A 24,465-nucleotide genomic window follows, 5' to 3' on the forward strand; every position below is an offset into this window, starting at 1 on the left:
AGTAAAATTGGTTCAATTAAACCTTCTAACAATGTTACATACATATTAATTAATCACTTGTAGCATATTTTAATATTAAGTAGCGAGTGCTTCTTATTTTTTAATAGAATCAGTAGTAGCAGTTTTTTTGTTTTTTACAGTAACTTTTTTTGTTATTTTTTTAGGTTTGCTACTTTTTCTCTCTTGTCTTAAATTATGAAATTTAGTCATAATTCCTTCTGCTGATAATAAACTACGAACAGTTTCTGTTGGTTGAGCACCATTTGATAAAAATTTTAATGCTTTTACTTCATCGATAGTTACTTGTTTTTCTTTGCTTGTTGGATTATAAGTACCTAATTTATCAATATATCTACCATTTAGTTTTGTTCTTGCATCAATTGCAACAATTCTGTAACTAGGTTGCACTGATTTACTTTTTCCTGTTGGTATTAAGCGTAATTTAACCATAAATTACCTCCTTCTATTAATTTGTGGCAAATAAACCTTTTTAATAATATCTTATTCACATAATGATGTCAAGTTAAAATACTTAACAGATAAAAAGATTTTAAAATAATAATTTCTTTATTTTTACTAAGTTACATATTTTTTCTCAATAAATAAGTTTTTCTATTAAAAACACTTACTGATGTAAGTATTTAAATAATTTATTTATTAATATTTAATTATTAAAATTAACAATTATTTGCTGAATTATACTTGTAAGTGCAAGTAAATAAAATTGCAAAAAATTCTCATATAAAAATTTCATAATGCTAAATTTAGTTTAGAAAAAAGTAAGGAGTTTTTATATGAGTTATAAACATCTTGGCATAGATGAAAGGATTTATATTGAGAATCAATTGAAATTTAAATTTAAAATTAGTGAAATAGCTAAAAATCTTAATCGAAGTATTAGTACTATTATTCGAGAAATTAATAGAAATAAAGATAATAATCATTATTTTTCATTAATTGCACAAAATAAAGCTGAAAATCGAAAACAATCACATATTAGTTTTCATAAGTTTAAAAATAAGAATTTAGTAAAATATGTACAACAAAAATTACTATTAGGTTGATCACCTGAACCAATTTATGGCAGAATTAAAAATTTTCATAAAGAGTGAGTGATTAGTTTTAAAACAATTTATACTTGAATTTATTTTGGAATGCTTGATAAAGTTACTAGTAAAAATTTAAGAAGAAAAGGTAAAAAACGAAAATCTAAAGAAAATCGTGGCAAGTTTAATGGTAAATCAATTAAAGAACGAGATATAAATGTTAATGATCGTATAACACTTGGTCATTGAGAAGGAGATACTATAGTATCATCACGAGGTAAAAGCAAATCATGTTTAATAACTTTAGTTGGAGTATCACGATTTACTTTAGCAATATTAGTTAAAAACAGAACTACTAAAGTTATTAATAAAAATGTCAGTTATTATTTATCAATTCTTCCTAAAAACATTGTTAAAACTATTACTTTTGATCGTGGCAAAGAATTTTCAAATTGACAACAACTTGAAAAAAATTTAGATGTAAAAATTTATTTTGCCAATCCATATTCACCTTGACAAAGAGGTACTAATGAAAATACTAATGGTTTAATTAGAGAAAAATTTCCTAAAAAATTTATTTTTTCAAAAACTAATAAAAATGAAGTTCATAAATTTATATTGTCTTTAAATCAAAGACCGAGAAAAATATTAAATTATCTTTCACCAATCGAATATTTGGATAGAAAAATAATTTAGTTGCACTTACCTTTACAATTTAGCATATTAACTAAATCATTTACCATTCTTCTTTACCTCTTATTTTTTTTATTAATAAACCCATTTACTTAAAAAAAGCAATGGGTTAAAAACTTATATTAAACTTAATAATTATATTGTACATATTATTTTTTGTTTTACAAAATTTATTTATTTTTCATAAAATTAGTTTTTTTTACTCTTATTAAAGTCAAAATACTATAATTTTAATAATCTATTTTATAATTAATTTATAGTAAAAAATGCTTTTAATTAATAATTAACGCTAATACTAAAGTTTTTTATTACAATTAATAATAATTTCCAAAAAGAAGAAGTTTCAAATATTATGTGTTAGAATAAGAATACAAGATTCACACTATCACATCTTGTCCCATAAGTGTTTAACTAAGTTTTTGATTATAAAATTAATATTTAAAAAATTAGAAAAAATATAAAAGTTTATAAAAAACTTGCATAACAAATTATACTTATTTAAAAATTATTAGAATCCCTTGTATAAAGAATTTGAGATAAAATATGAGCATTACTTCAATTTTAAAGTATATGTTGATGTTATATAAATATAATAATAGTAACCTACTTTAAAATCATTAAATAATTTTAAAAATAACATTTTAGAATTTAAAGTTAATAATATTTTTTAACTTGTTTAAAAAATTATTAAAATTGGTAATTTTTACTAAAATTTAAAAAAGTCATTTATAATGATAGGAGATTAAAAGAGATAACTGACTTTTAAAATATATTTTAATTAAAAGTTATCAAATTATAAAAGAAAGTTAGGTGCCAAATAATGTTAATTAATATAACAACTAATAATTACATCATTAAAATAGAGGTTTTTTATTTCAATGTTTCATTGATGCAAACTTAACTATTGAACAAAAAAATACATCTGATTATCTAATGATTTAAAAAATTTTTAAATATTTTTTCAAGTGATTTAAAAATCTAAAGTTAATAGTCATTTTTTAACTTGTTTAAAAAAATTATTAAAATTGGTAATTTTTACTAAAATTTAAAAAAGTCATTTATAATGATAGAATATTAAAGAAGATAGTTGACCTTAAAACACTTTTTAATTAAATTATTAAAACTACAAAAAAGAAAGTTAGGTGCCAAATAATGTTAATTAACAAAACAGCTGATGAGTGTATCATTGAAAATGGCGGTGCTTTATTCCAATGTTTCGTTGATACAAATTTAACTGTTGATCAAAAAAAAATGTGTATAAATTGAATTGTTTTATTTTTAAACTATCAAGATGCAGTTATTCTTTGTGATGAAGAAAAAATTAATAGTTTACAAAAAGAACTTTCAGAAACATTCACAACAGATTATTATAAAAATGCTTTAAAAGAATTTCATAATGCAAATCTTATATATAAAAAAACTATACTTACCAATTTTAAAAACGTATGTTTGGAAAATACTTCACAAGATATTATTAATATTATCACTCAATTCCATCAGTCATTTATTAAAACAATAGATGAACATAAAAAATCACTTACCTTTTTGAATTTAAATAAAATATATGAAAATCTTTTATTATTATTTTTTATAATTCACTACCATTTAGGCTATCAATTTAAACAAGAATTAATTCCAATCATTAGAAGTTTCACTAATATGATTAAAATTCCTATTTATATTGAACAAAATGATAGTCATGTTAAAATGTTATTAATGAAAAAAATTTTGCAAGATAATGAACAATTATTTAAAGATCTCGAATTAATTCAATTGAGAAACTTTATTCATAGTTTAGATGATATATTTGCTAATGGTCTTAATATTAGTAGTGCTATTGAAAAATTAATATTAACTAGACCACATAAAATAAAACATTCAATGAATATGTTATTTAAAAAACACGGTATTAAACTACAAGAAATACTTTGAAAAAATAATAAAGAAAGTAATCCTACCATTGGTAATATGATTATGCACTTATTTGCTTATGAAACATATTATGTGCAAAGAAATCACAACTATGAAACATATGAACAACTAGTATTAAATAATGTTTTAACAGATCCTCTTTTTCAAAAAATATTTATTGAATATAAAACAAAAAATCAAATCAATAAGGTTATTTAAAAATAATGATTACTTTAATTTTTTACTTAGAAAATTAAAGTAATTTTTTTACACTTTTTTTATTTATAGATCATATATAAATATTTTTAAATATTATTATAAAATTAACTTGTCACTACTATTGGTTTTTTATCCAAAGTGACATAATTAACATTTTTATCTCGAAAGGAACAATAATAAAATGTCAACAAATAAATATGATTTTGATATTGAAAAAGATAAAAATTGAGAACAAGCAGTGAAATGTAAAGAAAATATTTTTATTAAATGCCGAACAGAAAAAAATACTATTATATGCAAATTATTAGAAGATAAAGATAAAACAGAAATGCAACAAAATGAAGTAAAAACATTTCAAACACTATTTAAAAAAAGAACGTCAGAAAATAATAATTTATGTAATGAAAATTTAGAAAATATACAATTTGAACAAATAACTACATGAAATAAATATTTACAAAAAGAAATTAACAGTAATACCACTAATTATTTTTTTGATAAAAAAAGAAGAAGCAATACTTTTTAATCAATATTATATTAATTTTACAATAAAAATGTACCTTTAAATTTTTAGGTACATTTTTATTATTTTCTATTTTTTATTAACTTTGTATCATTCTAATTCTAAATCTTGTGCAACATCCATAACTACTTCTGACATTGTTGGATGTGGATGACAAGAAGAGGCTAATTCAACAATAGTACCTTCCGTTTGCATAATATTAACAATTTCAGCAATTATATCAGTAGCCGTTGAACATAAAATATGAGCACCTAGGATTTCTCCATATTTTTTATCAATAATTATTTTAACAAAACCATCAGTCTCACCATCAGCCAATGCCTTACCATTAATAGTAAATGGTATTTTCTTCATCAAATATTCTTTACCTAAAGATTTACATTCAGTTTCAGTTAAACCAACACTTGCCACTTCAGGGAATGAATAAATACAACTAGGCATTTTATTATAATCTACTTCTTGCTCTTTCAATGGCTGATTATCAGCATCCGTTCTACCTTCTTTAACTAAAATATTATTAAGTGCTGCTAATCCTTGTGTTGACGCAACGTGAGCAAGCATTCTTTGACCATTAGCATCTCCAATTACATATATATTATCAATAACATTATTGTTAGCATCTAAAGCTTCCAATTTATTATTTACGGCAAATGCTTGATTGGGTTTAATTTGAATTCCCAAATTAGTAAAACCTTCAGTAATTGGCGTTCTTCCAGTACTTAATAAACAATAGTCGCTAGTTACTGTTAATGGTTTTTTATGTTCTTTATCGGTTGCAGCATAATAAGTTAAAGTTTTATCCTTTAATTCATTAACACTATGACCAGTAATAATATTAACACCATTTTTTTCAAGAATTTTAGTTAAAGTTGTACTAATATCTTCATCTAGTAATGCTAAAATACGATCTCAATATTCAATAATAGTAACTTTAGTACCAAGTGTACTAAATAAACAAGCAAACTCAATTCCAATAACACCACCACCAATAATAGTTAGTGTTTTTGGAACTTCTTTTAAAGAAAGAATTTCAGTCGAAGTTAATAATGTTTGGTTTGTTTTTAAATCTTTTTCACTTAAACCTTGTGGACCATTAGGATTATCAAACATTTTTACTTTTGAACCAGTAGCAATTATCATATATTTAGTAGTATATTTCTTTTCTTTACCGTCTTTAGCTTTCATTAAAATCGTATTTTTATCAATAGCACTTCCAGTCCCTAATAATTGTTCAACTTTATTAGATTTCATTAAAAAGCCAACACCACCAGTTAAACCTTTAACAACACCAGCTTTACGATCTTGCATTACTTTTCAATTAATTTCAATATTTTTTTTATCTTTAATAGCAACACCATATTTATCAGCATTTTCAATATAATGAAAAACTTTTGCGCCCTTTAGTAACGTCTTAGTAGGAATACATCCAACATTTAAACAGACTCCACCTCAGTTATCTTTTTCAACAATTGCAGTTTTTAAACCCATCTTTGCTGCTCGAGCCGCTGTTACATAACCACCAGGACCTGCCCCGATAATTATTAAATCAAAATCATAGTTAGACATCTTTTACATTTTCTCCTTAAGCTAAAATTAATGTTGGATTTTCTAATAACTCTTTAAGTCGAGAAAGGAAATAACCAGCAGGTGCACCATCAATAACACGATGATCAATTGAAAGTGATAATGGAAAGAACTTATGCTCAACAATTTTACCATCAGCAATAATTAGTTTTTTTTGCATCATTCCTAGACCCAAAATTGCTACTTCTGGATAATTAATAACTGGTGTTCCCATTTCAATTCCTGCTGAACCAAAATTAGTAATAGTAAATGATCCGCCTTGCATTTCATCACCTTTTAATAGCCCCTTACGAGCTTTATCACCCAATGAATTAACTTGTCTTGCTATTTCAAATAATGAAAGTTGATCAGCATTTTTAATAACAGGAACCACTAAACCCTTTTCAGTATCAGCTGCCATACCAATGTTATAATATTTTTTAACAAGAATTTCATTATTAGCCATGTTCAAAGTTGAATTAAGTAATTTAAATCGTTCTTCTTTTAACGCTTTAGCAACAGCCTTTACAAAGAATGGCATAAATGTTAATTTAGCACTACCATCTGGATCTTTTTCCGCTGGTTCTTTTAAAGTTGCACGTAATTGTACTAAGTTTTCAGCATCAACATTAATCATTAAACTAACATGTGGTGCTGTATAAACTGATAATGACATTTGATTAGCAACAGCCTTACGAATTCCTGATAATGGTAAATGTTCAACATTACCAAAACTTTCGATTTTAGTAACATTAATACCTTGTGAACTAATAGTTGTAGCAGAAACTGAAGATATTGAATTAATAGGTGTTGTTGATGCAGTAGCACTAGTTGTTGTACCACCATTCTTGGCATTTAATAAATCATCTTTTAAAATTCTACCACGAGGACCAGTTCCTTTAATTGTTCCCATATCAACACCTAAGTCACGAGCCATTCTACGTGCTAATGGTGTTGCTAATACTTTACCCGTTTGTTGAATAGGTTGCACATTTTGTTTTGGTAATTCAACTGGTGATACTGTAGATGTACTAGCAACTGATTCAGATTTTGGTGAAGAATTTGTTGATGAAGGACTTTTATTATCACTAATCGTCCCACCAAACTCAACAATAACAGCACCTGACTTAATACTATCTCCTTCTTTAACAAGAATCTTAGAAACTTTACCATCTGCTTCGGCTTTAATACTATCTGAAGCTTTATCTGCTTCGATATCAACAACATTATCACCTTTTTTGACATTATCTCCAACTTTAACATGAATTTGAGTTACAGTAACTTCATCTATTCCATCCATATCTTTAAACTTCAATTCCATCTTTTCACTTTCCTTTCTTTAAACAACTAACTAAACTGGATAATTCATCATTAGTTTAACTTTTTCCATAATTTTATCTGGACTAATTATAAATCATTTTTCACCTTTAGACAGTGGAACAGTAATATCATAACCCGTTAATCTTGTTGGAGGACATTCTAAATATTCAAAACACTTTTCATTAACAACGGTAATAATTTCTGAGGCAACTGAAAATGAACGAACCGCTTCTGAAACAACTAATAATCTTCCTGTTTTTTTAACAGAATTAACAACTGTTTCTTCATCTCATGGTTGTAATGTTTGTAAATCAATTAATTCAATTTTAAAATTTTCTTTTTCTTCTAAAATTTTAACAGCAGCTTCACAATCATAAACTTTTGAACCATAAGTTACAATCGTTAAATCAGGTTTTTCTTCAGCCTTATATTCTTTAAGAACTTTAGCTTTACCAAGAACAGCCACTTCATAAGCATCACTAACTTCTTCTCTAACATCATATGTATAATTATTGCTAGTATAACTATTGAAATAAGTTCCTAAACATTCTAAAACAATAACAGGATCTGGACTTTCAATTGCTGCCAATAATAATTTTTTAGTATCATTAGGTTTTGAAGTCATAACTACTTTTAAACCTGGAATATGACAAAATAAAGCTTCAATTGCTTCTGAATGATGCTCCAAAGCACCATTATTACCATTATTTCAATCATATGAAGGCATACGTACTACCATTGGACAAGTGAATCTACCACGAGAACGATTTCTCATTCGTGCAGCATGACATAACAATTGTTGAAGAGCAGGGAAAGCAAATCCTGAAAATTGCATTTCAATAATTGGATTTAAACCATTAATTGCCATTCCAACGGCACTACCAGCAATAACTGCTTCAGCAATTGGTGCATCAAAACAACGATTAACTCCAAATTTTGCTTGTAAACCTTTAGTTGCTCGAAAAACACCACCAACATTACCGGCATCTTCACCATAAACAACAACATTAGGTTTTTTTTTCATTGCTAATTCTAAGGCTAAAGTAATAGCTTGCACATTATTTCTTTTCATAATTATTTTTTCTCTCCTTCATTGAAGAAAGCTTTTGCTTCTGCTTTTTGTTCTATTAATTGTGGTGTTAATTTTTCATATGTATAATCAAATATTTCATCAATTGAAACACTTTCATTTTTTAATGCTCAAGTAATTGCATCATTAACCTTTTTAGTAATTTGTTTATCTAATTCTGCTTGTTTGTTGTCATCTCAAAGTTTAATTGATTTTAAATATTCTCTAATACGATCGATTGGATCTTTTTTTAATCATTCTTGTTCAATTTTATAATCTTCAGCAGAAAAATAATCTTTTTTAATATCAAAAGCAGAATGCGCATTTTGACGATAAGTAACAGCTTCAATTAATGAAGGACCATTACCTTTTTTTGCTCTTTCAATTGCTTCTTGTGTAGCATAATAAACAGCAAAAAAATCATTACCATCAACACGAATATTAGGTACACCAAATGCTGTTCCTTTTTGTGCAAAAGTTGGACTCATTGTTGCTTTAGCAGTTGGTGTATCTAATGATCACTGATTATTTTCAACAAAGAAAACAACAGCTAATTTATGGATAGCAGCAAAATTAATTGCTTCAGAAAACTCACCTTCAGAAGTACCACCATCACCAATCGTAGTAATAACAATTCCTTTATCTTTTTTATATTTTTCAGCAAAAGCAATACCTGTTGCATGTGAATATTGAGTAGCAATTGGAATATTAACTGGTAAAATATTAACACCTTTCGGCATTTGACTTCCCATTTCATTTCCTAATCAATATTGAATTACTTTTTCAACTGGATATCCAGCAGTAATTCATGCTGCATTATTACGATAAGCCGGTACTAATCAATCAATACCTGGTCGTAAGCAACTAGCATAAGCAACTTCAACACCTTCTTGACCTTTTGAAGATAAAAAGTTAATAACTTTTCCGATTACTTTTGGAATTCCATTTACTAATTTAACTTGTCCTTTTTCATCTTTTTCATAGTTTAATTCCATTTGCATTTGTTCTTGTATTCGTGAAAAACACATGTTTTCATATGCTTTTAATAAAACCTTACTATCAAATTTTTTTAAATAATCAACAAAATTAGGATTAATTACCCCTTTTTCATTTAATATTTGAAAAATTTCTTTTTGGGGATTATCAAATTTCTCAACTCACATTTAAATTTTCCTCCTAAATATTTTAGTTAATTGCAGTTACACTTTTAATTATACTAATTTTTAAAATAATGAATGAACATACCTTTTCATTATACTACTAATAATTGTTGGTTCAAGATAATTTGTACTAAAATATTAATTTATCTCCGGTTTTATTAATATACTATTTTTTTTATTTCCTATTATCATGTAAAAATGAAAAATATATTCTAACAATAAACAAAACAGAAAAAATAATTTAAATCATAATATCATTGTTTATTTATTTTTTACAACATAAAGTCCTAATAAAATTAGGACTTTATAATAAAATTTATAATCATAAAACATTATCAAGATAATAAATATACAATAAAAATATTTTTATTTAATGTAAGATAAATATTCTTCATATCCTTCTGTAATCATTTCTGATAACGGAATAAAACGTAAAGCTGCTGAATTAATACAATAGCGTAAACCGCCTTCTTTTTGTGGAACATCCTTAAAAACATGTCCTAAATGAATATCAGTTTTTTTAGAACGTACTTCAGTACGCTGCAACATTAGGTTAGTATTATCTTCCTTTTTAAGGATAAATATTTCACTAATTGGTCTTGTAAAACTTGGTCAGCCATGACCAAAATTACATTTATCTGATGATGCAAATAATGGTTCACCTGATAAAATATCGACATAAATTCCCTTTTCCTTATTATCTCAATATTTATTTTTAAAAGGAAGTTCCGTTACTGAATTTATAATGACCTCATATTGTAAAGTAGTTAACTCATTAATAGTTTTAATTTTTCATTTTTGTTTCATATTTTTATTACCTTTTTCTAAACAAAATATTAATTTTTAATTGAATAATTATTTTCTAACTTTCTTAACTCATCCCTAGTATCCTTAGGTAAACTTTCACCATAATCCATAAGTTTAACCATTTCCTTAAAAGCAGCTTTAGGAATAGCTAATTTTTCAATATCTTTTTCAGTAATATGTAAATTAATTTTATCAATTTGCATAGTTTTTATTTTTCTAACAAAATCAGGTTCGGCTACAAAAACAGAAGATAATCCTATCATATCTCCATATTCTAAGGCTTCTAAACATTTATCAGGACTATTTATACCACCACTCACAATAACAGAAATACGTTGATTAATGTGTTGATAAACAACTTTATTCACTAATTGATTAAAATATTCCCCCTGAGATTGAACTTTATATTTATATATATTTCTTCCCCAACTAGCTAGTGCTAAATAATCAATTTTAATGTTTATTAATACTTGATCCATGAATTGTAAAAAATCTTCAATTGGATAACCTATTTCTTGACCTCTAGTTTCTTCAGCTGTAGCTCGATATCCTAAAATAAAATTTTCACTAGCATGCTTATCAATTGTTTCTCTTACTGCTTGTAAAATTTCTAATCCCAAACGTGAACGATTTTCTAAATTTTGATTACCATAAATGTCATTTCTTTGATTACTAATTACTGAAAAAAAAGCTTGAATTAAAAGTTTTTGTGCTGAAAAAATTTCGACACCATCAAAACCAGCTTCAATAGCCCTTAAGGTAGCTTTTTGATAATCTTTAATTAATTCTTTGATTTGCTTAATACTCAGTTCTTGAACTTCATGTGGAAAAGGATACATAAAAGATTGCTTAGAAGGTCCAACTACATAACCTAAACGATTTAAACTAATTATAGAAAAACGACCTGAATGTGCTAACTGTAAAATAGCTTTTGCACCTTTTGATTTCATAGCATTAGCAACTTGTTTTAATGAATCAATATGTTCATCATTAGCAGCAGAAAAACAAAATTCAAAAATTTGTCCCTCTAAATTAATATAAGAAGCACTAGATATCGCTAAGTATGCACTATGAGCTCTTTTAAGAGCATAATCAATATCTTCTTTACTAGCAAAACCATCATAACTAGAAACATTTAAGGTAATTGGTGAAAGCACAAACCGATTATCAAAAACAAAATTTTTAATTTTGATTGGTGAAAATAACTTAGAATATTTTTTATTCATGTTAACTCAAAATTAATTCTAAAAATTGGTCATTATCTATTTTCTTTAAAAAATATGAAGAAATATCCAATTCTTGTAATTTTATTTTTAAATCTTGTTTAATCATTTTAGTACCTTCAAGACCTTTCTCAAAAATAGTTAAATCTTTTGTAGCAAAAAAATCACCACTAATTTTGCAACTTTTAATTTTACCATTATCAATTATTAATGAAATATTCATTGTTCCAATTTCTAAACGTGCTTCACGATTATATTGATAGCGAGGACTTAAACCATAAACCCATTCTCAATTCTTATACTTTTGATCAACTAACTTGTCAATTTCTAGTCATTGCTCATTTGATAAAACGTATCGTTCAACATCTGCTATTTTTTCTACATTCATCAATCGTTTAATAATTTCATCTTTAAACTCAAAAATAGTTAATTTTTTGAATTGTTCATTAAGGTGATTTTTTAATTTATCTACTCTTTGATTAATTGATTTAATTCCTTTTGATTCAATTTTTTTACGACTTGGTTTAAGTGCCAAGATCATAGCATCCAAATCAATATCATAAAGTAATGAATAACCACCATAAATAATATTATCTTCTTTTAACATAGCTGCTCCAGAAACTTTTTTACCATTAATTGTCAAATCATTTTTTCCACTTTGCATGATATTTTTAATCCCCATATCTTTAAGCACTTTTATAATTGGCTTATAGAATTCTTGGTAATTAGCATAAATCGAATTAGTATTAGAATTTAATGGAATTAAAAAACAAAAATTTACTGAATTTGAATCAATAAAAATAGCTCCTCCTCCAGTATCACGACGCACAACTGGAATATTATTTTTATCCAAAGATTCTTTATTAACTTCAACCTCTGGATTTTGAAAATATCCCAATTGAATATGAGGATCACAAATAAAAGGAAATATTATCGTTTTGTTTTTTACTTTTAAATTATGTAGTGCTCATACTTGAATCGCTAAAGCATAAGCTCCATCTTTGATATATTTACCATTTCTTATAGGTTCAATTAAAATCATAATATTCCTCCAATTTTATTAAATTTGTAAATCAATTTTAATTATCTTCAAGTTCTAAAAATTCTTTTTCAACTACATCTGTTAATTTCAAAATTCAATTATCTTTAGACTTTTTTGAATTGAAAAGAGTTGGATTTTCAATTGCTCTTTGATTATATTCCAAAACCTTTCCTGTTAGTGGACTGCGCGCATGCAAAATAGCTTTTGAAGCCTCTACTGTTAATACTAAATCATTTTTATTAACTACATCATTTTCTGTATTATATTTAACATAACACGCCATACCCATATCATCTTGTAATTTGGGTGTAGGACTAATTATGTATATATTATCTCTTTTTTCTATTGCTGAATGCTAAATTGTAAAGGTAAGTGCAACTAAATTATTTTTCTATGCTGAATTATACTTGTAAGTGCAAGTAAATAAAATTGCAAAAAATTCTCATATAAAAATTTCATAATGCTAAATTTAGTTTAGAAAAAAGTAAGGAGTTTTTATATGAGTTATAAACATCTTGGCATAGATGAAAGTATTGATATTGAGAATCAATTGAAATTTAAATTTAAAATTAGTGAAATAGCTAAAAATCTTAATCGAAGTATTAGTACTATTATTCGAGAAATTAATAGAAATAAAGATAATAATCATTATTTTTCATTAATTGCACAAAATAAAGCTGAAAATCGAAAACAATCACATATTAGTTTTCATAAGTTTAAAAATAAGAATTTAGTAAAATATGTACAACAAAAATTACTATTAGGTTGATCACCTGAACAAATTTATGGCAGAATTAAAAATTTTCATAAAGAGTGAGTTATTAGTTTTAAAACAATTTATACTTGAATTTATTTTGGAATGCTTGATAAAGTTACTAGTAAAAATTTAAGAAGAAAAGGTAAAAAACGAAAATCTAAAGAAAATCGTGGCAAGTTTAATGGTAAATCAATTAAAGAACGAGATATAAATGTTAATGATCGTATAACACTTGGTCATTGAGAAGGAGATACTATAGTATCATCACGAGGTAAAAGCAAATCATGTTTAATAACTTTAGTTGAAAGAGTATCACGATTTACTTTAGCAATATTAGTTAAAAACAGAACTACTAAAGTTATTAATAAAAATGTCAGTTATTATTTATCAATTCTTCCTAAAAACATTGTTAAAACTATTACTTTTGATCGTGGCAAAGAATTTTCAAATTGACAACAACTTGAAAAAAATTTAGATGTAAAAATTTATTTTGCCAATCCATATTCACCTTGACAAAGAGGTACTAATGAAAATACTAATGGTTTAATTAGAGAAAAATTTCCTAAAAAATTTATTTTTTCAAAAACTAATAAAAATGAATTTCATAAATTTATATTGTCTTTAAATCAAAGACCGAGAAAAATACTAAATTATCTTTCACCAATCGAATATTTGGATAGAAAAATAATTTAGTTGCACTTACCTTTACAATTTAGCAAAACCTGATTTTTACCATAATTTTTACTTATATTTTCTAGAATAATCATTTTTATTTTCCTTGTAAATTATTATTTAAAATTTCTTCATATAATTGATTAAACATTTTTTTCATATCAGAATCCAAAATTAATAGTGGCTTTACTGTATTGTCACTGGGTGGTTTATTTCACATATATTCACCTTTGTTATTTCGTTCCACATATTTATCAAAAGTATAAAAATCAATATCAATTGATTTTTCAATTGTTCTACCTAAATCTTGAATTCAAATTTTTACTCATTGAAAATAAAAACCAGCTTCAAAATACTTCATAACTCATAAGTTTAAATATTCATTTGCATTAATATAATTACTACTTGGATCATTAATTTTATTAATAGTAAACTCAATAAAATATGTTCGCAATGTTAAGGCCATGTATATTTGCATTAATTGTGAATGAATAATTTTATTATTAATATAATCATGAATATCTGCTGTTGGTATACCAATTTCATCATAGCCAGGTTTACCAGCATTTTTACTTGCTGAATCACGGTATTTATCAAATTCAGCAAGATAAAAATTATTAAAACCATTAACAATATTATCATTAGTTTTACCTACTTTATCAATAGCATCTTGATATAAAAATTGTCAAACATTTAATTGATTTCTATCTTTTTTTGGTCAACCACGTGTTGGATAAAGAATATCATTTATACTATTTGTTTGATCAAAACTATTATTTACTAAAAATGTAATAACATTGCTAATTGGTGTTATAAAAATAAACATTATAAATAAAATCCATAAATATTTCTTCATATTTCCTCTTTAATATTAGTTATAAAAGTAAGGATATCATAAATAAGAATTTTATTCATTATTTTATGATACTTTTTATGATTTCTTCAGCAAGAAAATTTTCACCAAAAATTTCGTTAATATTAGCATTTTCAATGATATTAGTAATAGTTGCTACATTATATTTTTGTTTTTCTAGTTTTTTTTCTAAACTAGTAGTACCTGCTGAGCCTAGGAAATCACCATATATTTTAATATTTTCAATAATTCCTGCCTTAACATTCATTCAAACGTGAATAGTTCCTTTACTAGGAAAAAGTGTTTTATGTTTTAAATCAAAATCTGGAGATTTACCATAAACTCAATCTCAAGTTCGATATTTAGTATTTGCTAATGATTCAATATCAGCAATCATTTTTTCAGAAAATTCCATAATCTTTGTATTTTTTGTACTTTTTAATTGTTCAATAATTAAATTTTGAAATTCTTCAATTGTTATTGGTGGATTTAATAATGGTAAAATATTTGTTACTCGTGCTTGTACTGATTTAATACCTTTTGATTTTAATTTATCCAAATCAGGTTTTAATACTTTTGGTAACATTTGCATATCAACATTAAAAAGAATAGTACCATGATGTAAAATTCGATTTTTATATGTATATTGGGCATTACCCGATATTTTTTTATCATCAACTAAAATATCATTTTTACCACTAAATTGAGCATTTAAACCTAGATTTTGTAAAACATTAACTATTGGTTTTGTAAAAAGAGCATAATTACGAGCATTATCTTTATTTTTATCAAGAATAAAAGTAAAATTTAAATTTCCTAAATCTTGATAAACAGCTCCACCACCAGATAATCTTCGTACAACATTAATTTTTTTTGTTCTTACATATTCATTATTAATTTCTTCAATTGTATTTTGGTTTCTACCAACAACAATAGTATTATTATTTTGTCATAATAATAAGATTTCATCAGTTATATAAGGATTAGTAATCAAATATTCTTCGGCTGCTAAATTAAAATATGGGTCTTTGCTATTATTAATATAATAAATCATTATTAATTTAATCTCCTTTATCTTCGGTTTTAAAATTTGTTCATTTATTAACAAATTTTAAAGTAGTTTTGCAATATGTATCATAATCGGTAGTGACGGCTCTTATATGTTTAGCAGATGGCATAATTAATAATGCACTTATTGTTTCTTCTTCATAATTTATTTTCTCTTCATACATTTTTTGTGCCATTGTTGCTGGTACAGTTTCATCATCATTACCATGAATAAATAATACAGGAATTGAAGAACAATATTTTAATTTATTAATAGGATCAATACTATTAATATTAAATTTATCTTTTAACCTAAAGAAAAATTTAACACCATAATAAAATCAAAATCAATGAAGGTTAAAGTATTGTTGACCCATAATTTTAATAATATGACTAAAACTATCAAATCCACAATCAGAAATTGCACATTTAACACCAAATTTACCAGTATCAAATCGAGATATTGTTTCCAAAACAGTACTGGCACCCATGCTATTACCAATTAAAGTAATATTAGGAGGTTGTTTAAAATCTGTTTCTGCTAAATAATTATTAAGACTTAAAATAACAGCATATAAATCATCTGCTTCTTTATTACCAAAAGTAATTGCATCATGGATATTATTACTACCATGACCTCTTGTATCATAAGTAACAATACTATATCCCTGTTCATAAAAATGTTTAACTAAATATAAAATGCTATAGCGATTTTGTTGTCAACCATGAGTTGCAATTATTCATTTATGATTTTTATTAGATTGATGATTATTAATGAAAAAAGCTGATAACAAGCGATTATCATAAGTAGTTATCGTCATATCTTGTGCTTCCATCATATCCCAATTACTATCATCAATCATTAGTTGTAGAGCATTTTGTAATTCCATATCTCGATTATAAAAACTCAAAGTATTCAGATCAATTTTAGCAAAATTTGGATTAGTACTTCGCCCAATTCGTTGAAAATTTTCCATAACATTTCGCATCATCAAACCAATAAAAAAATTAGTAATTAAAAAAGGAATAATCCATAATGGAAAAGTAAATATCAAAATAATTTTTAATCATCAAGCAATTTTATATTTACTTTCTTTAACTGGTAAAGTCATTCTTGCTCTAAGTTTTAAATATTTTTCATTACTAACCATTATATTTTATTCCTCTCAAAATTAATTTGATAAGGCAATCTATTTTTTCTTACCTTTTAAATATGGATCTGGATATGTAACATCTTCTTTTGTTAAAATTCCTGTTGCTAAAAGTGCTGCCGCAGTAACAAAGTTATAAGGCTTATTAAAGTGTGGTAAGAAATACATATCAATTAATGGAATTTCATCAATAGTAACCTTTTTCAATATTGCTAATGAAAACATTGCAATTGTTTCTGTATGATCATGAGTTGAACCAATTTCAGCTCCAACAATACGACGAGAACTCTTTTCTCATATAATTTTAATTTTTACTTCATGATTTTCACTCATAAAAGGTGGAAACACTGTATCTTGATAAAAATATGCTTCTACATTATTAGATCCTAAAATTGCTTTTGCAGAAACTTCTGATAAACCAGTAGCACATAGTTTTCAACCAAAAACAGCAATTGCATTTGTTCCTTGAACACCAGGAAAGGCGATTCTTGTTTTAGGATCTGTTTTTGCAACATTTAATCCAGCAATTAAACCACTACGTACAGCATTAGTTGCTAAGGCAATATTAACATTTTTATTTCAAGCATTTGAACGAATATTAATACAATCACCAATTGCATAAACATTAGGATCTGAAGTTTGAAAATATTCATTAACTTCAATTGCACCACGGGGATCTAAGCTAAGTTGAACTTTACCATTCTCATCTTTCAAGATAGCAGTATTTGGTAAGAAACCAACAGCCATAATTACTAAATCAGCTTTATATGTTCCTTTATTAGTTTTTACTTCACTCACTTTATCATCTTTAATAATAAATTCTTGTAAAGTTTCTCCTAATTGTAATTTGACTCCTACTTTTTTCATATCTGCTTCAACATCATTTGTAAATTCTTCATCATAATAACGAGGCATAATACGATTTTCAAAATCAATTAAAGTAACTTCTTTTTTATCTTTATAAAAAGCTTCTACTAATTCAATACCAATATAACCTGCACCAATTACTACTACTTTTTTTACTTCTGGTTTACTCAAATCAGAAATAATTTCTTGAGCATGTTGGTATAGTTTTGATAAATGAATGCCATTTGTTAATTTAACACCATTTAAAGTATCTTTAACAACTACGCCATCTTTATGAGCAATTAAACCGGGAATTTCTTTACCACCTGGATTTAAGATTGGTCATGAACCAATCCCTAATACTAACTTATCATAACTTTCAGTAAATACTTCATTAGTATCTAAATTTTTAATAGTAACAATTTTAGCTTTACTATCATATTTAATAATTTCATGTTTTTCTTTAATTTTAACACCTAATGCTCTTAACTTTTCAATTGTGGCATAAAATAATCCTTTTGGATCAGTAAATTCTTTACCAACTCAAAGCGCAATTCCACATCCTAAAAATGAAATATTATCATTACGATCATATGCTACTACTTCACTATTTGGATTAGACCTCATAATTGCCTTTAGTGCTGTTGTTCCGGCATGATTAACACCTATAACAACTATCTTTTGTTTTCTTTCCATGCTAAAATCCTCTCTTACTTATTACTTTTTTTCAATTTCTTTTATTGTGTAATCACAAATACAAATATATATTATTTTATCACTTTTTATTTAATAGTTACAACTCTTTCTTTCGGTAGACAATATACCATTCATTTTAAAAACCTAAAATTGCAATTGGTCAATTTCCATCATGATAATTATCTTTATTACTTTCTTCTTTTCAATCACGACAAGTAACCCTACTACGACTTGATGATGACTTCTTAGTTAATTTATTAATTTCATTTATCATATTTTTATCAAAATTTTATATTGATTTTCCTCACTAATTTTATGATTATTTTTTTCTTTAATGTATTTAAATTCCATACTTTTTTCTCCTTGAATCTTTAAAGTATTTATTTTTAATTAAAATTTGATAATTATTAAGTATTTTCACTTAATTTAAACATTATATATCAAAATAAAAAACCTTAATATATTTTTTTATTTTTTAAATATTTTTGAATAAATTATATGTATCTTGACAAATCATTAATTCTTCATTTGTTCTAATTTTAAAAATAGGAACTTCTGATTGTTTATCACTAATTTCTAAGTAATCATTATACTTATCATTATTTTTATTAGTTACTAATTTTAAAGTAAACACTTTAATTTCCTCAATAACTAATTGACGAATAATTGCAGAATTTTCACCAATACCTGCAGTAAATACTAATGCATCAATATTACTATCTAAATCATTACCATATTGAACAATGTAATTAGCAATTCTTTGCACAAACATTTTTATTGCTAATTGTGATTGTAAATGATACTTATGGTTTTTATCATTACTACTTGCAAGAACATCACGTAAATCAGAAGAATGTCCACTAATTCCTAATAAACCCGAACTTTTATTTAAATCATTAGTAACAGTTTCAATAGTTGCTTCTGCTTTAACATTACACATATAACCATGAATAGAAGGGTCAATGATACCACTTCTAGAACCCATAATTAAACCATCTAACGGTGTTAATCCCATGCTAGTATTAAAACTTTTACCATTTTTAATAGCACAAATACTAGCACCATTACCTAAATGACAAATAATAGCATTAATCTTATCTTTTGGTTTATTTAAAATATTAGTTAATTTATCTAAAATATAACGATAACTAGTACCATGAAATCCATATCTTCTTACCTCATATGTTTTATATCAATCATATGGAACTGAGTAAAGATATTTTTCTTCAGGAATAGTACTATGAAATGAAGTATCAAATACTGCCACATGTTTAGCATGTGGAACTAATTTTTGGAAAGATGATAATCCTTTTAAAGCTGGTGGATTATGTAATGGTGCTAAAGGAATACATGCTTTGATACCAGCAATGACTTTCTCATCAATAACAATTGAGTTATTAAATTTTTGACCACCGTGAACCATACGATGACCAATTCGTTTAATATCATCAAAATTATTAATGACCTTATACTCAATTAATGCATCAATTACTGTTTGCGCTCCTATAACATGATCAGCAATATCTTTTGTTACTTCATGTTTAATAAAGTTATCACCATTAGCAATTTCAATAATAAAATTACTATTTTTAATAGCTATCCTTTCAACTAAACCTTTACAAAGAATAGTAAAATGAGGTTGTTTATCATTATTAATAGCATTAAAAAGTTGAAATTTAATAGAACTACTTCCGGCATTAATAACTAAAATTTTATTTTGTTCTGACATATTTGTTTTATCTCCTTATTAATTCTTAATTAATGTTTGAATAGCAGTGATCAATGCTGTGTAATAAATGTCATCAATAGTAGCACCACGAGAAAGATCATTAACTGGCTGATTTAAACCCAAAACAATAGGACCAATAGCTTTATAATCACCTAATCTTTGGGCAATTTTATAACCAATATTAGCAGCATCTAAAGTTGGGAAAATAAATGCATTACAATGATTTTTAATTGTTAATTCTGGGAATTTTTTATTTCGCACTTCTTGATCTCAAGCAGCATCAAATTGAATTGGTCCTGCTACTTGCACGTTTTTTAATTTTAATTGTTGAACAAAGTTAGTAGCATTACGTACTTTATCAACACTTTCACCACTACCACTAGTATTAGTAGAATAAGATAACATTGCTAATTTAATTGGATTAAATTCTAAAAGTTCACCAAAGTGAATTGTAGATTTTGCAATATCTGCTAATTGTTCAGCTGTTGGATTTAAATTAATTGAACCATCACTAAATAAAAATATTTCTTCATTTTTATTCATAATAAATGTACTTGAAACAGTTTTAGTACCTGCTTTTGGTCCAATAATTTGCAAAGCTGGACGTAAAATATCAGCAGTAGTAAAAGTAATACCACCAACAAAACCATTAACCTCTTTATTATTTAATAACATCATTCCATAGTAATTACGACTTAATACCAATTTATTAGCTGCTTCTAAAGTTAAACCATTTGCTTTTCTTAATTCATATAATTGATTAGTAAAATTTGTTACTTGATTTTCTTCAATAGATAATGTTTTAATATTAGAATTTTTAATATTACTAGGAATTTCTTTATCATTATTAAATAATAAAACCGGTGTAATAAAATTTTTAACAGGTGAATTATCATTAATAATTTTTAAAGCTACTCCCTGTACTTTTTCATTATCTCCTTCTGGAAATAAAATTCTGATTGGTGTTTTGCTTTTTTGTAAAATAGATAAAATAAAATCTAATAGTTTCATATTATCTTCTCTCCTTTAATTTGTTAATTTTGATTGCTAATAATAGTTGCAATTGCTTTATTTTGTACTGCTTTAATGATATTGTTTTCAACCTTAATATCAAATACCATAATTTTCAAGTTAGCTTCCATGCACATTGTTGAAGCAGTTAAATCCATTACTTTTAATTGTTTATTAGTAATATCTTGATATGATAAATGTGAATAACGAATAGCATTTTTTTTAATGTTTGGATCTTTATCATAAACACCATCAACGCCATTTTTTGCCATTAATAATATATCCGCATTAATTTCAGTAGCACGAAGTGCTGCTGCAGTATCCGTTGTAAAGTATGGTGAACCAGTACCACCAGCAAAAATACAAACATAGCCTTTTTCAAAACTACTAATAGCTTTTTTGTAATAAAAAGGTTCAGCAACTTGATTAATCTCTAATGATGTTTGCACAATAACTTTTACGTTAAGCGCTTTTAACTTTGATTCAATTACCAAAGCATTCATAATAGTCGCTAACATTCCCATATAATCAGCATTAATTCTTTTTAAACCAATCTTTTCTCCTTGTTTAGCACCACGTCAAATATTACCACCGCCAACTACTAAACCAACTTCTACTTTTGCCTTAACTAGGGTTTGAATTTGTTGACAAACATTATCAATACTTTCATTATTATATAATTCATTACTACCATCACCTAAAGCTTCACCACTAATTTTTAATAATATTCGTTTATATTTAAATTGTTCCATTTTTGATCATCCTCCTTAAATTTAATATTATAAAAAGCCACAGATTGCTTTGTGGCTTCTTAGTTATTTACTGTTATCACTAGATAATGAATCATTATTTGCGCTTTCAGCGACAGTTTCTAATTCAACGTTAGCAATAACTTTTTGTGCTAAATGATCTTTAACAAAAAGTTGTGCTTGTGGAGTAATAATTGTTAAACGTTTTTTAATTTTTTTAATACCCTGTTCATAAACAATTTTTAAAACATTTTTCTTTTGTTCCAATGCAACAATTTTACTAGTATTAACGCTTTGTCCAAAGAAATAAATATTATGTTCATCAACTGCGATACCAAAATCAAAACTAAAAATATATGCTAATCCTAACATGATAACTAAAAATATATACTCTACTATTAATAAAGTTAAAAAAGCAGGATCAGATTTAATATATTCTGGTTCAAATGTTCAAACTTGCATTCCAATTGGAACAATCGAGATAACTAAACCAATTACACCAACTATTAATGTTGCTACTAATAATTTTAAATTCAAAAATTTAATAGTTGTTTTTGGTTTATTAAAACTATATCATCCTCAACCAAGAATAACTAATAATAATATAAACATTACTAATGCAATATAATATATAATTTGAAAATTCACTTTATTTACCTCCTAAATGTTTATTTGGCAGAACTATCAATTTTTTCACCTAATTGATAACGTATCATAGCTATAATTGTAGCATGATTTTTAGTTAAATACTCTTTAACCTTAATTGTATTATCTTTAATATAAAGTTGATCAACAATAGTTAATTCAGATAATACTTTTTCAAAACGACCTCTTATAATATTTTCAAGAATATTATCACGACGTTTTTTTGCTTTCAATTTTTCTTCTTCTTTTGTTTTTTCACTAATAATTGATAATTCTTTATCACGAACTGTTGCAGGTATGTGATCAATATCAATGTATTTAGCATCTGCTGATACTAATTGCATAGCAACATTATTTGGAATATCACTTTCCTTATCAACACCTTTGATAATAACTAAACCACTATATTTACCACCACCATGGACATATGAACCAAAAACTTCATCACTATTTTTACTTAAATATTGAAAACGATTTAAAACAATATTTTCACCTAATTTAGCGATAGCAAATCTTATCTCATCATTTAAACTTTCACTACTTCCATCAGCTTTTAACATTAAAGCTTCTTCAATAGTTTTAGGTTGATGTTTTAAAATTGTTTCTAAAATCTTAGTAAATAAATCATTAAAATCTTCTAAATCAGCAACTTGTTCAGTTTGACAATTTAATTCACCAATAATTGCATTATTACCACTAATAACAACTTTAGTAACCCCTTCAGTAGCTTTATTAATACTTTTTTTCTCTGCTTTTGCTAAACCTTTAATTTTTAATAGGGAAAGTGCTGCTTCAAAAATATTATTTTTTTCCATCAAAGCTTCTTTACAATCAGTAATTGGTAAATCGGTTGTATCTCTTAATCTTTTCAATAATTTAACATCTACTTTAACTTCTGACATATAAACTATTCTCCTTTATTCTTTATTTTTTTCAATTACATTTTCAGTTTTATTTTCATCAAGACTAATAGTTTCTTCTACTACTATTTCTTTTTTATAAATAACTGGTTTTACACTTTGTCCTTCATTAATAGCTTCAGCAATTTTCTTTGTAATTAAAGTAATTGATTTTGTAGCATCATCATTACCAGGAATAATATAATCAATATTATCTGGATTTGAATTACTATCACAAATCGCAATAATTTTGATACCAAGTTTAACTGCTTCTTCGACAGCAATTTTATTAGTAATAGTATCAGTAACAAAAATAGCTTCTGGTAATTTATACATATTTCTAATACCACCAAGATTACGTTCTAAACGTGCTTTTTCTTTAATTACTAGCATTTGCTCTTTTTTTGTTAAAAGTTTAATTTCTCCACTTTTTTCTTTATTTTCAATATCAATTAACTTTTTAATACTTGATTTAATAGTTTTAAAATTAGTTAAATTACCACCTAATCAACGTTCTGTTACATAAGGTGAATTACAACTAATTGCAAGTTCTTGCACAGCTTCTTTGGCTTGTTTTTTTGTACCTACAAATAAAACTTTTCCACCATTTTCACTAGTTTCTTTAACAAAGTGACAAGCTTCATCTAATTTACACATTGATTTTTGTAAATCAATAATATGAATACCATTTCTTTGACCAAAAATATATTTACGCATCTTTGGATCTCATCTTTTAGTTTGGTGACCAAACTGAACTCCCGCTTCAAGGAGTTGTTCACGTGTTACAACTGACATATTGTCTCCTTCTAATTTGTTTGTCTTCCATTTATTTCT

Annotated in this window: 24 protein-coding genes; 4 read left to right on the forward strand and 20 right to left on the reverse strand. The window is 25.6% G+C overall.

Annotation, left to right across the window (positions count from 1 at the left end; all coding sequences use genetic code 4):
* Nucleotides 1-93 precede the first annotated feature (93 nt).
* Nucleotides 94-450: a 30S ribosomal protein S16 gene (gene rpsP, locus AAHM79_RS07390; RefSeq protein WP_342257505.1), complete on the reverse strand. Its 357-nt coding sequence runs from the start codon at nt 448-450 to the stop codon at nt 94-96.
* 344 nt (nt 451-794) lie between these two features.
* Between rpsP and AAHM79_RS07395 the strand changes: the two genes are divergently transcribed.
* From AAHM79_RS07395 to AAHM79_RS07405, 3 genes are all read left to right on the forward strand, one after another.
* Complete coding sequence (locus tag AAHM79_RS07395) at nt 795-1,742, forward strand: IS30 family transposase (RefSeq protein ID WP_342257506.1); 948 nt, start codon at nt 795-797, stop codon at nt 1,740-1,742.
* Nucleotides 1,743-2,891: 1,149 nt separating this feature from the next.
* Nucleotides 2,892-3,869 (forward strand): hypothetical protein, encoded by a 978-nt coding sequence (locus tag AAHM79_RS07400; protein WP_342257507.1) that lies wholly within the window; start codon nt 2,892-2,894, stop codon nt 3,867-3,869.
* Between the two features lie 181 nt (nt 3,870-4,050).
* Nucleotides 4,051-4,395, forward strand: a complete 345-nt coding sequence (locus AAHM79_RS07405) for a hypothetical protein (RefSeq protein ID WP_252320582.1) — start codon at nt 4,051-4,053, stop codon at nt 4,393-4,395.
* A 66-nt stretch (nt 4,396-4,461) separates the two neighbouring features.
* Here AAHM79_RS07405 and lpdA read toward each other — a convergent pair whose 3' ends face one another.
* The 8 genes from lpdA to AAHM79_RS07445 all read right to left on the reverse strand — a co-directional run bounded on the left by lpdA (nt 4,462) and on the right by AAHM79_RS07445 (nt 12,922).
* Entirely contained in the window at nt 4,462-5,958 is a 1,497-nt protein-coding gene (gene lpdA, locus AAHM79_RS07410; RefSeq protein WP_342257508.1) for a dihydrolipoyl dehydrogenase, read from the reverse strand.
* Between the two features lie 16 nt (nt 5,959-5,974).
* Nucleotides 5,975-7,276: a dihydrolipoamide acetyltransferase family protein gene (locus tag AAHM79_RS07415; protein WP_252320586.1), complete on the reverse strand. Its 1,302-nt coding sequence runs from the start codon at nt 7,274-7,276 to the stop codon at nt 5,975-5,977.
* Between the two features lie 30 nt (nt 7,277-7,306).
* Nucleotides 7,307-8,347, reverse strand: a complete 1,041-nt coding sequence (locus AAHM79_RS07420; protein WP_342257509.1) for an alpha-ketoacid dehydrogenase subunit beta — start codon at nt 8,345-8,347, stop codon at nt 7,307-7,309.
* Between the two features lie 2 nt (nt 8,348-8,349).
* The gene (locus tag AAHM79_RS07425; RefSeq protein WP_252320590.1) at nt 8,350-9,507 is read right to left on the reverse strand and encodes a thiamine pyrophosphate-dependent enzyme; all 1,158 of its coding nucleotides are present in this window, start codon (nt 9,505-9,507) and stop codon (nt 8,350-8,352) included.
* Nucleotides 9,508-9,870: 363 nt separating this feature from the next.
* Entirely contained in the window at nt 9,871-10,311 is a 441-nt protein-coding gene (gene msrB / locus AAHM79_RS07430; protein ID WP_342257510.1) for a peptide-methionine (R)-S-oxide reductase MsrB, read from the reverse strand.
* A 29-nt stretch (nt 10,312-10,340) separates the two neighbouring features.
* Nucleotides 10,341-11,537 carry an NADH-dependent flavin oxidoreductase gene (locus AAHM79_RS07435; RefSeq protein WP_342257511.1) on the reverse strand — a complete coding sequence of 399 codons (1,197 nt, stop codon included), beginning with the start codon at nt 11,535-11,537 and terminating at the stop codon, nt 10,341-10,343.
* A gap of 1 nt (nt 11,538) precedes the next feature.
* The gene (locus AAHM79_RS07440; protein WP_342257512.1) at nt 11,539-12,576 is read right to left on the reverse strand and encodes a lipoate--protein ligase; all 1,038 of its coding nucleotides are present in this window, start codon (nt 12,574-12,576) and stop codon (nt 11,539-11,541) included.
* A gap of 37 nt (nt 12,577-12,613) precedes the next feature.
* Nucleotides 12,614-12,922, reverse strand: a complete 309-nt coding sequence (locus AAHM79_RS07445) for a hypothetical protein (RefSeq protein ID WP_342258247.1) — start codon at nt 12,920-12,922, stop codon at nt 12,614-12,616.
* A 153-nt stretch (nt 12,923-13,075) separates the two neighbouring features.
* Here AAHM79_RS07445 and AAHM79_RS07450 point away from each other — a divergent pair, with 153 nt between their 5' ends.
* Nucleotides 13,076-14,026 (forward strand): IS30 family transposase, encoded by a 951-nt coding sequence (locus AAHM79_RS07450; RefSeq protein WP_342257513.1) that lies wholly within the window; start codon nt 13,076-13,078, stop codon nt 14,024-14,026.
* Nucleotides 14,027-14,102: 76 nt separating this feature from the next.
* Here AAHM79_RS07450 and AAHM79_RS07455 read toward each other — a convergent pair whose 3' ends face one another.
* The 11 genes from AAHM79_RS07455 to rpsB all read right to left on the reverse strand — a co-directional run bounded on the left by AAHM79_RS07455 (nt 14,103) and on the right by rpsB (nt 24,426).
* Complete coding sequence (locus AAHM79_RS07455; protein ID WP_342257514.1) at nt 14,103-14,831, reverse strand: hypothetical protein; 729 nt, start codon at nt 14,829-14,831, stop codon at nt 14,103-14,105.
* Between the two features lie 88 nt (nt 14,832-14,919).
* A complete protein-coding gene (locus AAHM79_RS07460) occupies nt 14,920-15,912 on the reverse strand; it encodes a lipoate--protein ligase (protein ID WP_342257515.1) in 993 nt (330 codons plus the stop codon).
* A 7-nt stretch (nt 15,913-15,919) separates the two neighbouring features.
* Nucleotides 15,920-17,056, reverse strand: coding sequence for an alpha/beta hydrolase (locus AAHM79_RS07465; RefSeq protein ID WP_342257516.1), 1,137 nt, complete (start codon nt 17,054-17,056; stop codon nt 15,920-15,922).
* A gap of 39 nt (nt 17,057-17,095) precedes the next feature.
* Nucleotides 17,096-18,598, reverse strand: a complete 1,503-nt coding sequence (locus AAHM79_RS07470; protein WP_342257517.1) for an FAD-dependent oxidoreductase — start codon at nt 18,596-18,598, stop codon at nt 17,096-17,098.
* A gap of 136 nt (nt 18,599-18,734) precedes the next feature.
* Complete coding sequence (locus tag AAHM79_RS07475; protein WP_252319741.1) at nt 18,735-18,872, reverse strand: hypothetical protein; 138 nt, start codon at nt 18,870-18,872, stop codon at nt 18,735-18,737.
* A gap of 201 nt (nt 18,873-19,073) precedes the next feature.
* Nucleotides 19,074-20,327: an acetate kinase gene (locus tag AAHM79_RS07480; protein ID WP_342257518.1), complete on the reverse strand. Its 1,254-nt coding sequence runs from the start codon at nt 20,325-20,327 to the stop codon at nt 19,074-19,076.
* A gap of 18 nt (nt 20,328-20,345) precedes the next feature.
* Complete coding sequence (gene pta / locus AAHM79_RS07485) at nt 20,346-21,338, reverse strand: phosphate acetyltransferase (RefSeq protein ID WP_342257519.1); 993 nt, start codon at nt 21,336-21,338, stop codon at nt 20,346-20,348.
* Between the two features lie 23 nt (nt 21,339-21,361).
* On the reverse strand, nt 21,362-22,090 hold the full coding sequence (pyrH, locus tag AAHM79_RS07490) for a UMP kinase (protein WP_342257520.1): 729 nt from the start codon (nt 22,088-22,090) through the stop codon (nt 21,362-21,364).
* A 63-nt stretch (nt 22,091-22,153) separates the two neighbouring features.
* Nucleotides 22,154-22,699: a hypothetical protein gene (locus tag AAHM79_RS07495; protein ID WP_342257521.1), complete on the reverse strand. Its 546-nt coding sequence runs from the start codon at nt 22,697-22,699 to the stop codon at nt 22,154-22,156.
* 56 nt (nt 22,700-22,755) lie between these two features.
* Nucleotides 22,756-23,634 carry a translation elongation factor Ts gene (gene tsf, locus AAHM79_RS07500; protein WP_338957349.1) on the reverse strand — a complete coding sequence of 293 codons (879 nt, stop codon included), beginning with the start codon at nt 23,632-23,634 and terminating at the stop codon, nt 22,756-22,758.
* A 15-nt stretch (nt 23,635-23,649) separates the two neighbouring features.
* Complete coding sequence (rpsB, locus tag AAHM79_RS07505) at nt 23,650-24,426, reverse strand: 30S ribosomal protein S2 (protein WP_342257522.1); 777 nt, start codon at nt 24,424-24,426, stop codon at nt 23,650-23,652.
* Nucleotides 24,427-24,465: the final 39 nt, after the last annotated feature.

It is taken from the genome of Spiroplasma endosymbiont of Nomada ruficornis, from assembly GCF_964030795.1.
Lineage (GTDB): Bacteria > Bacillota_I > Bacilli_A > Mycoplasmatales > VBWQ01 > Spiroplasma_E > Spiroplasma_E ixodetis_A.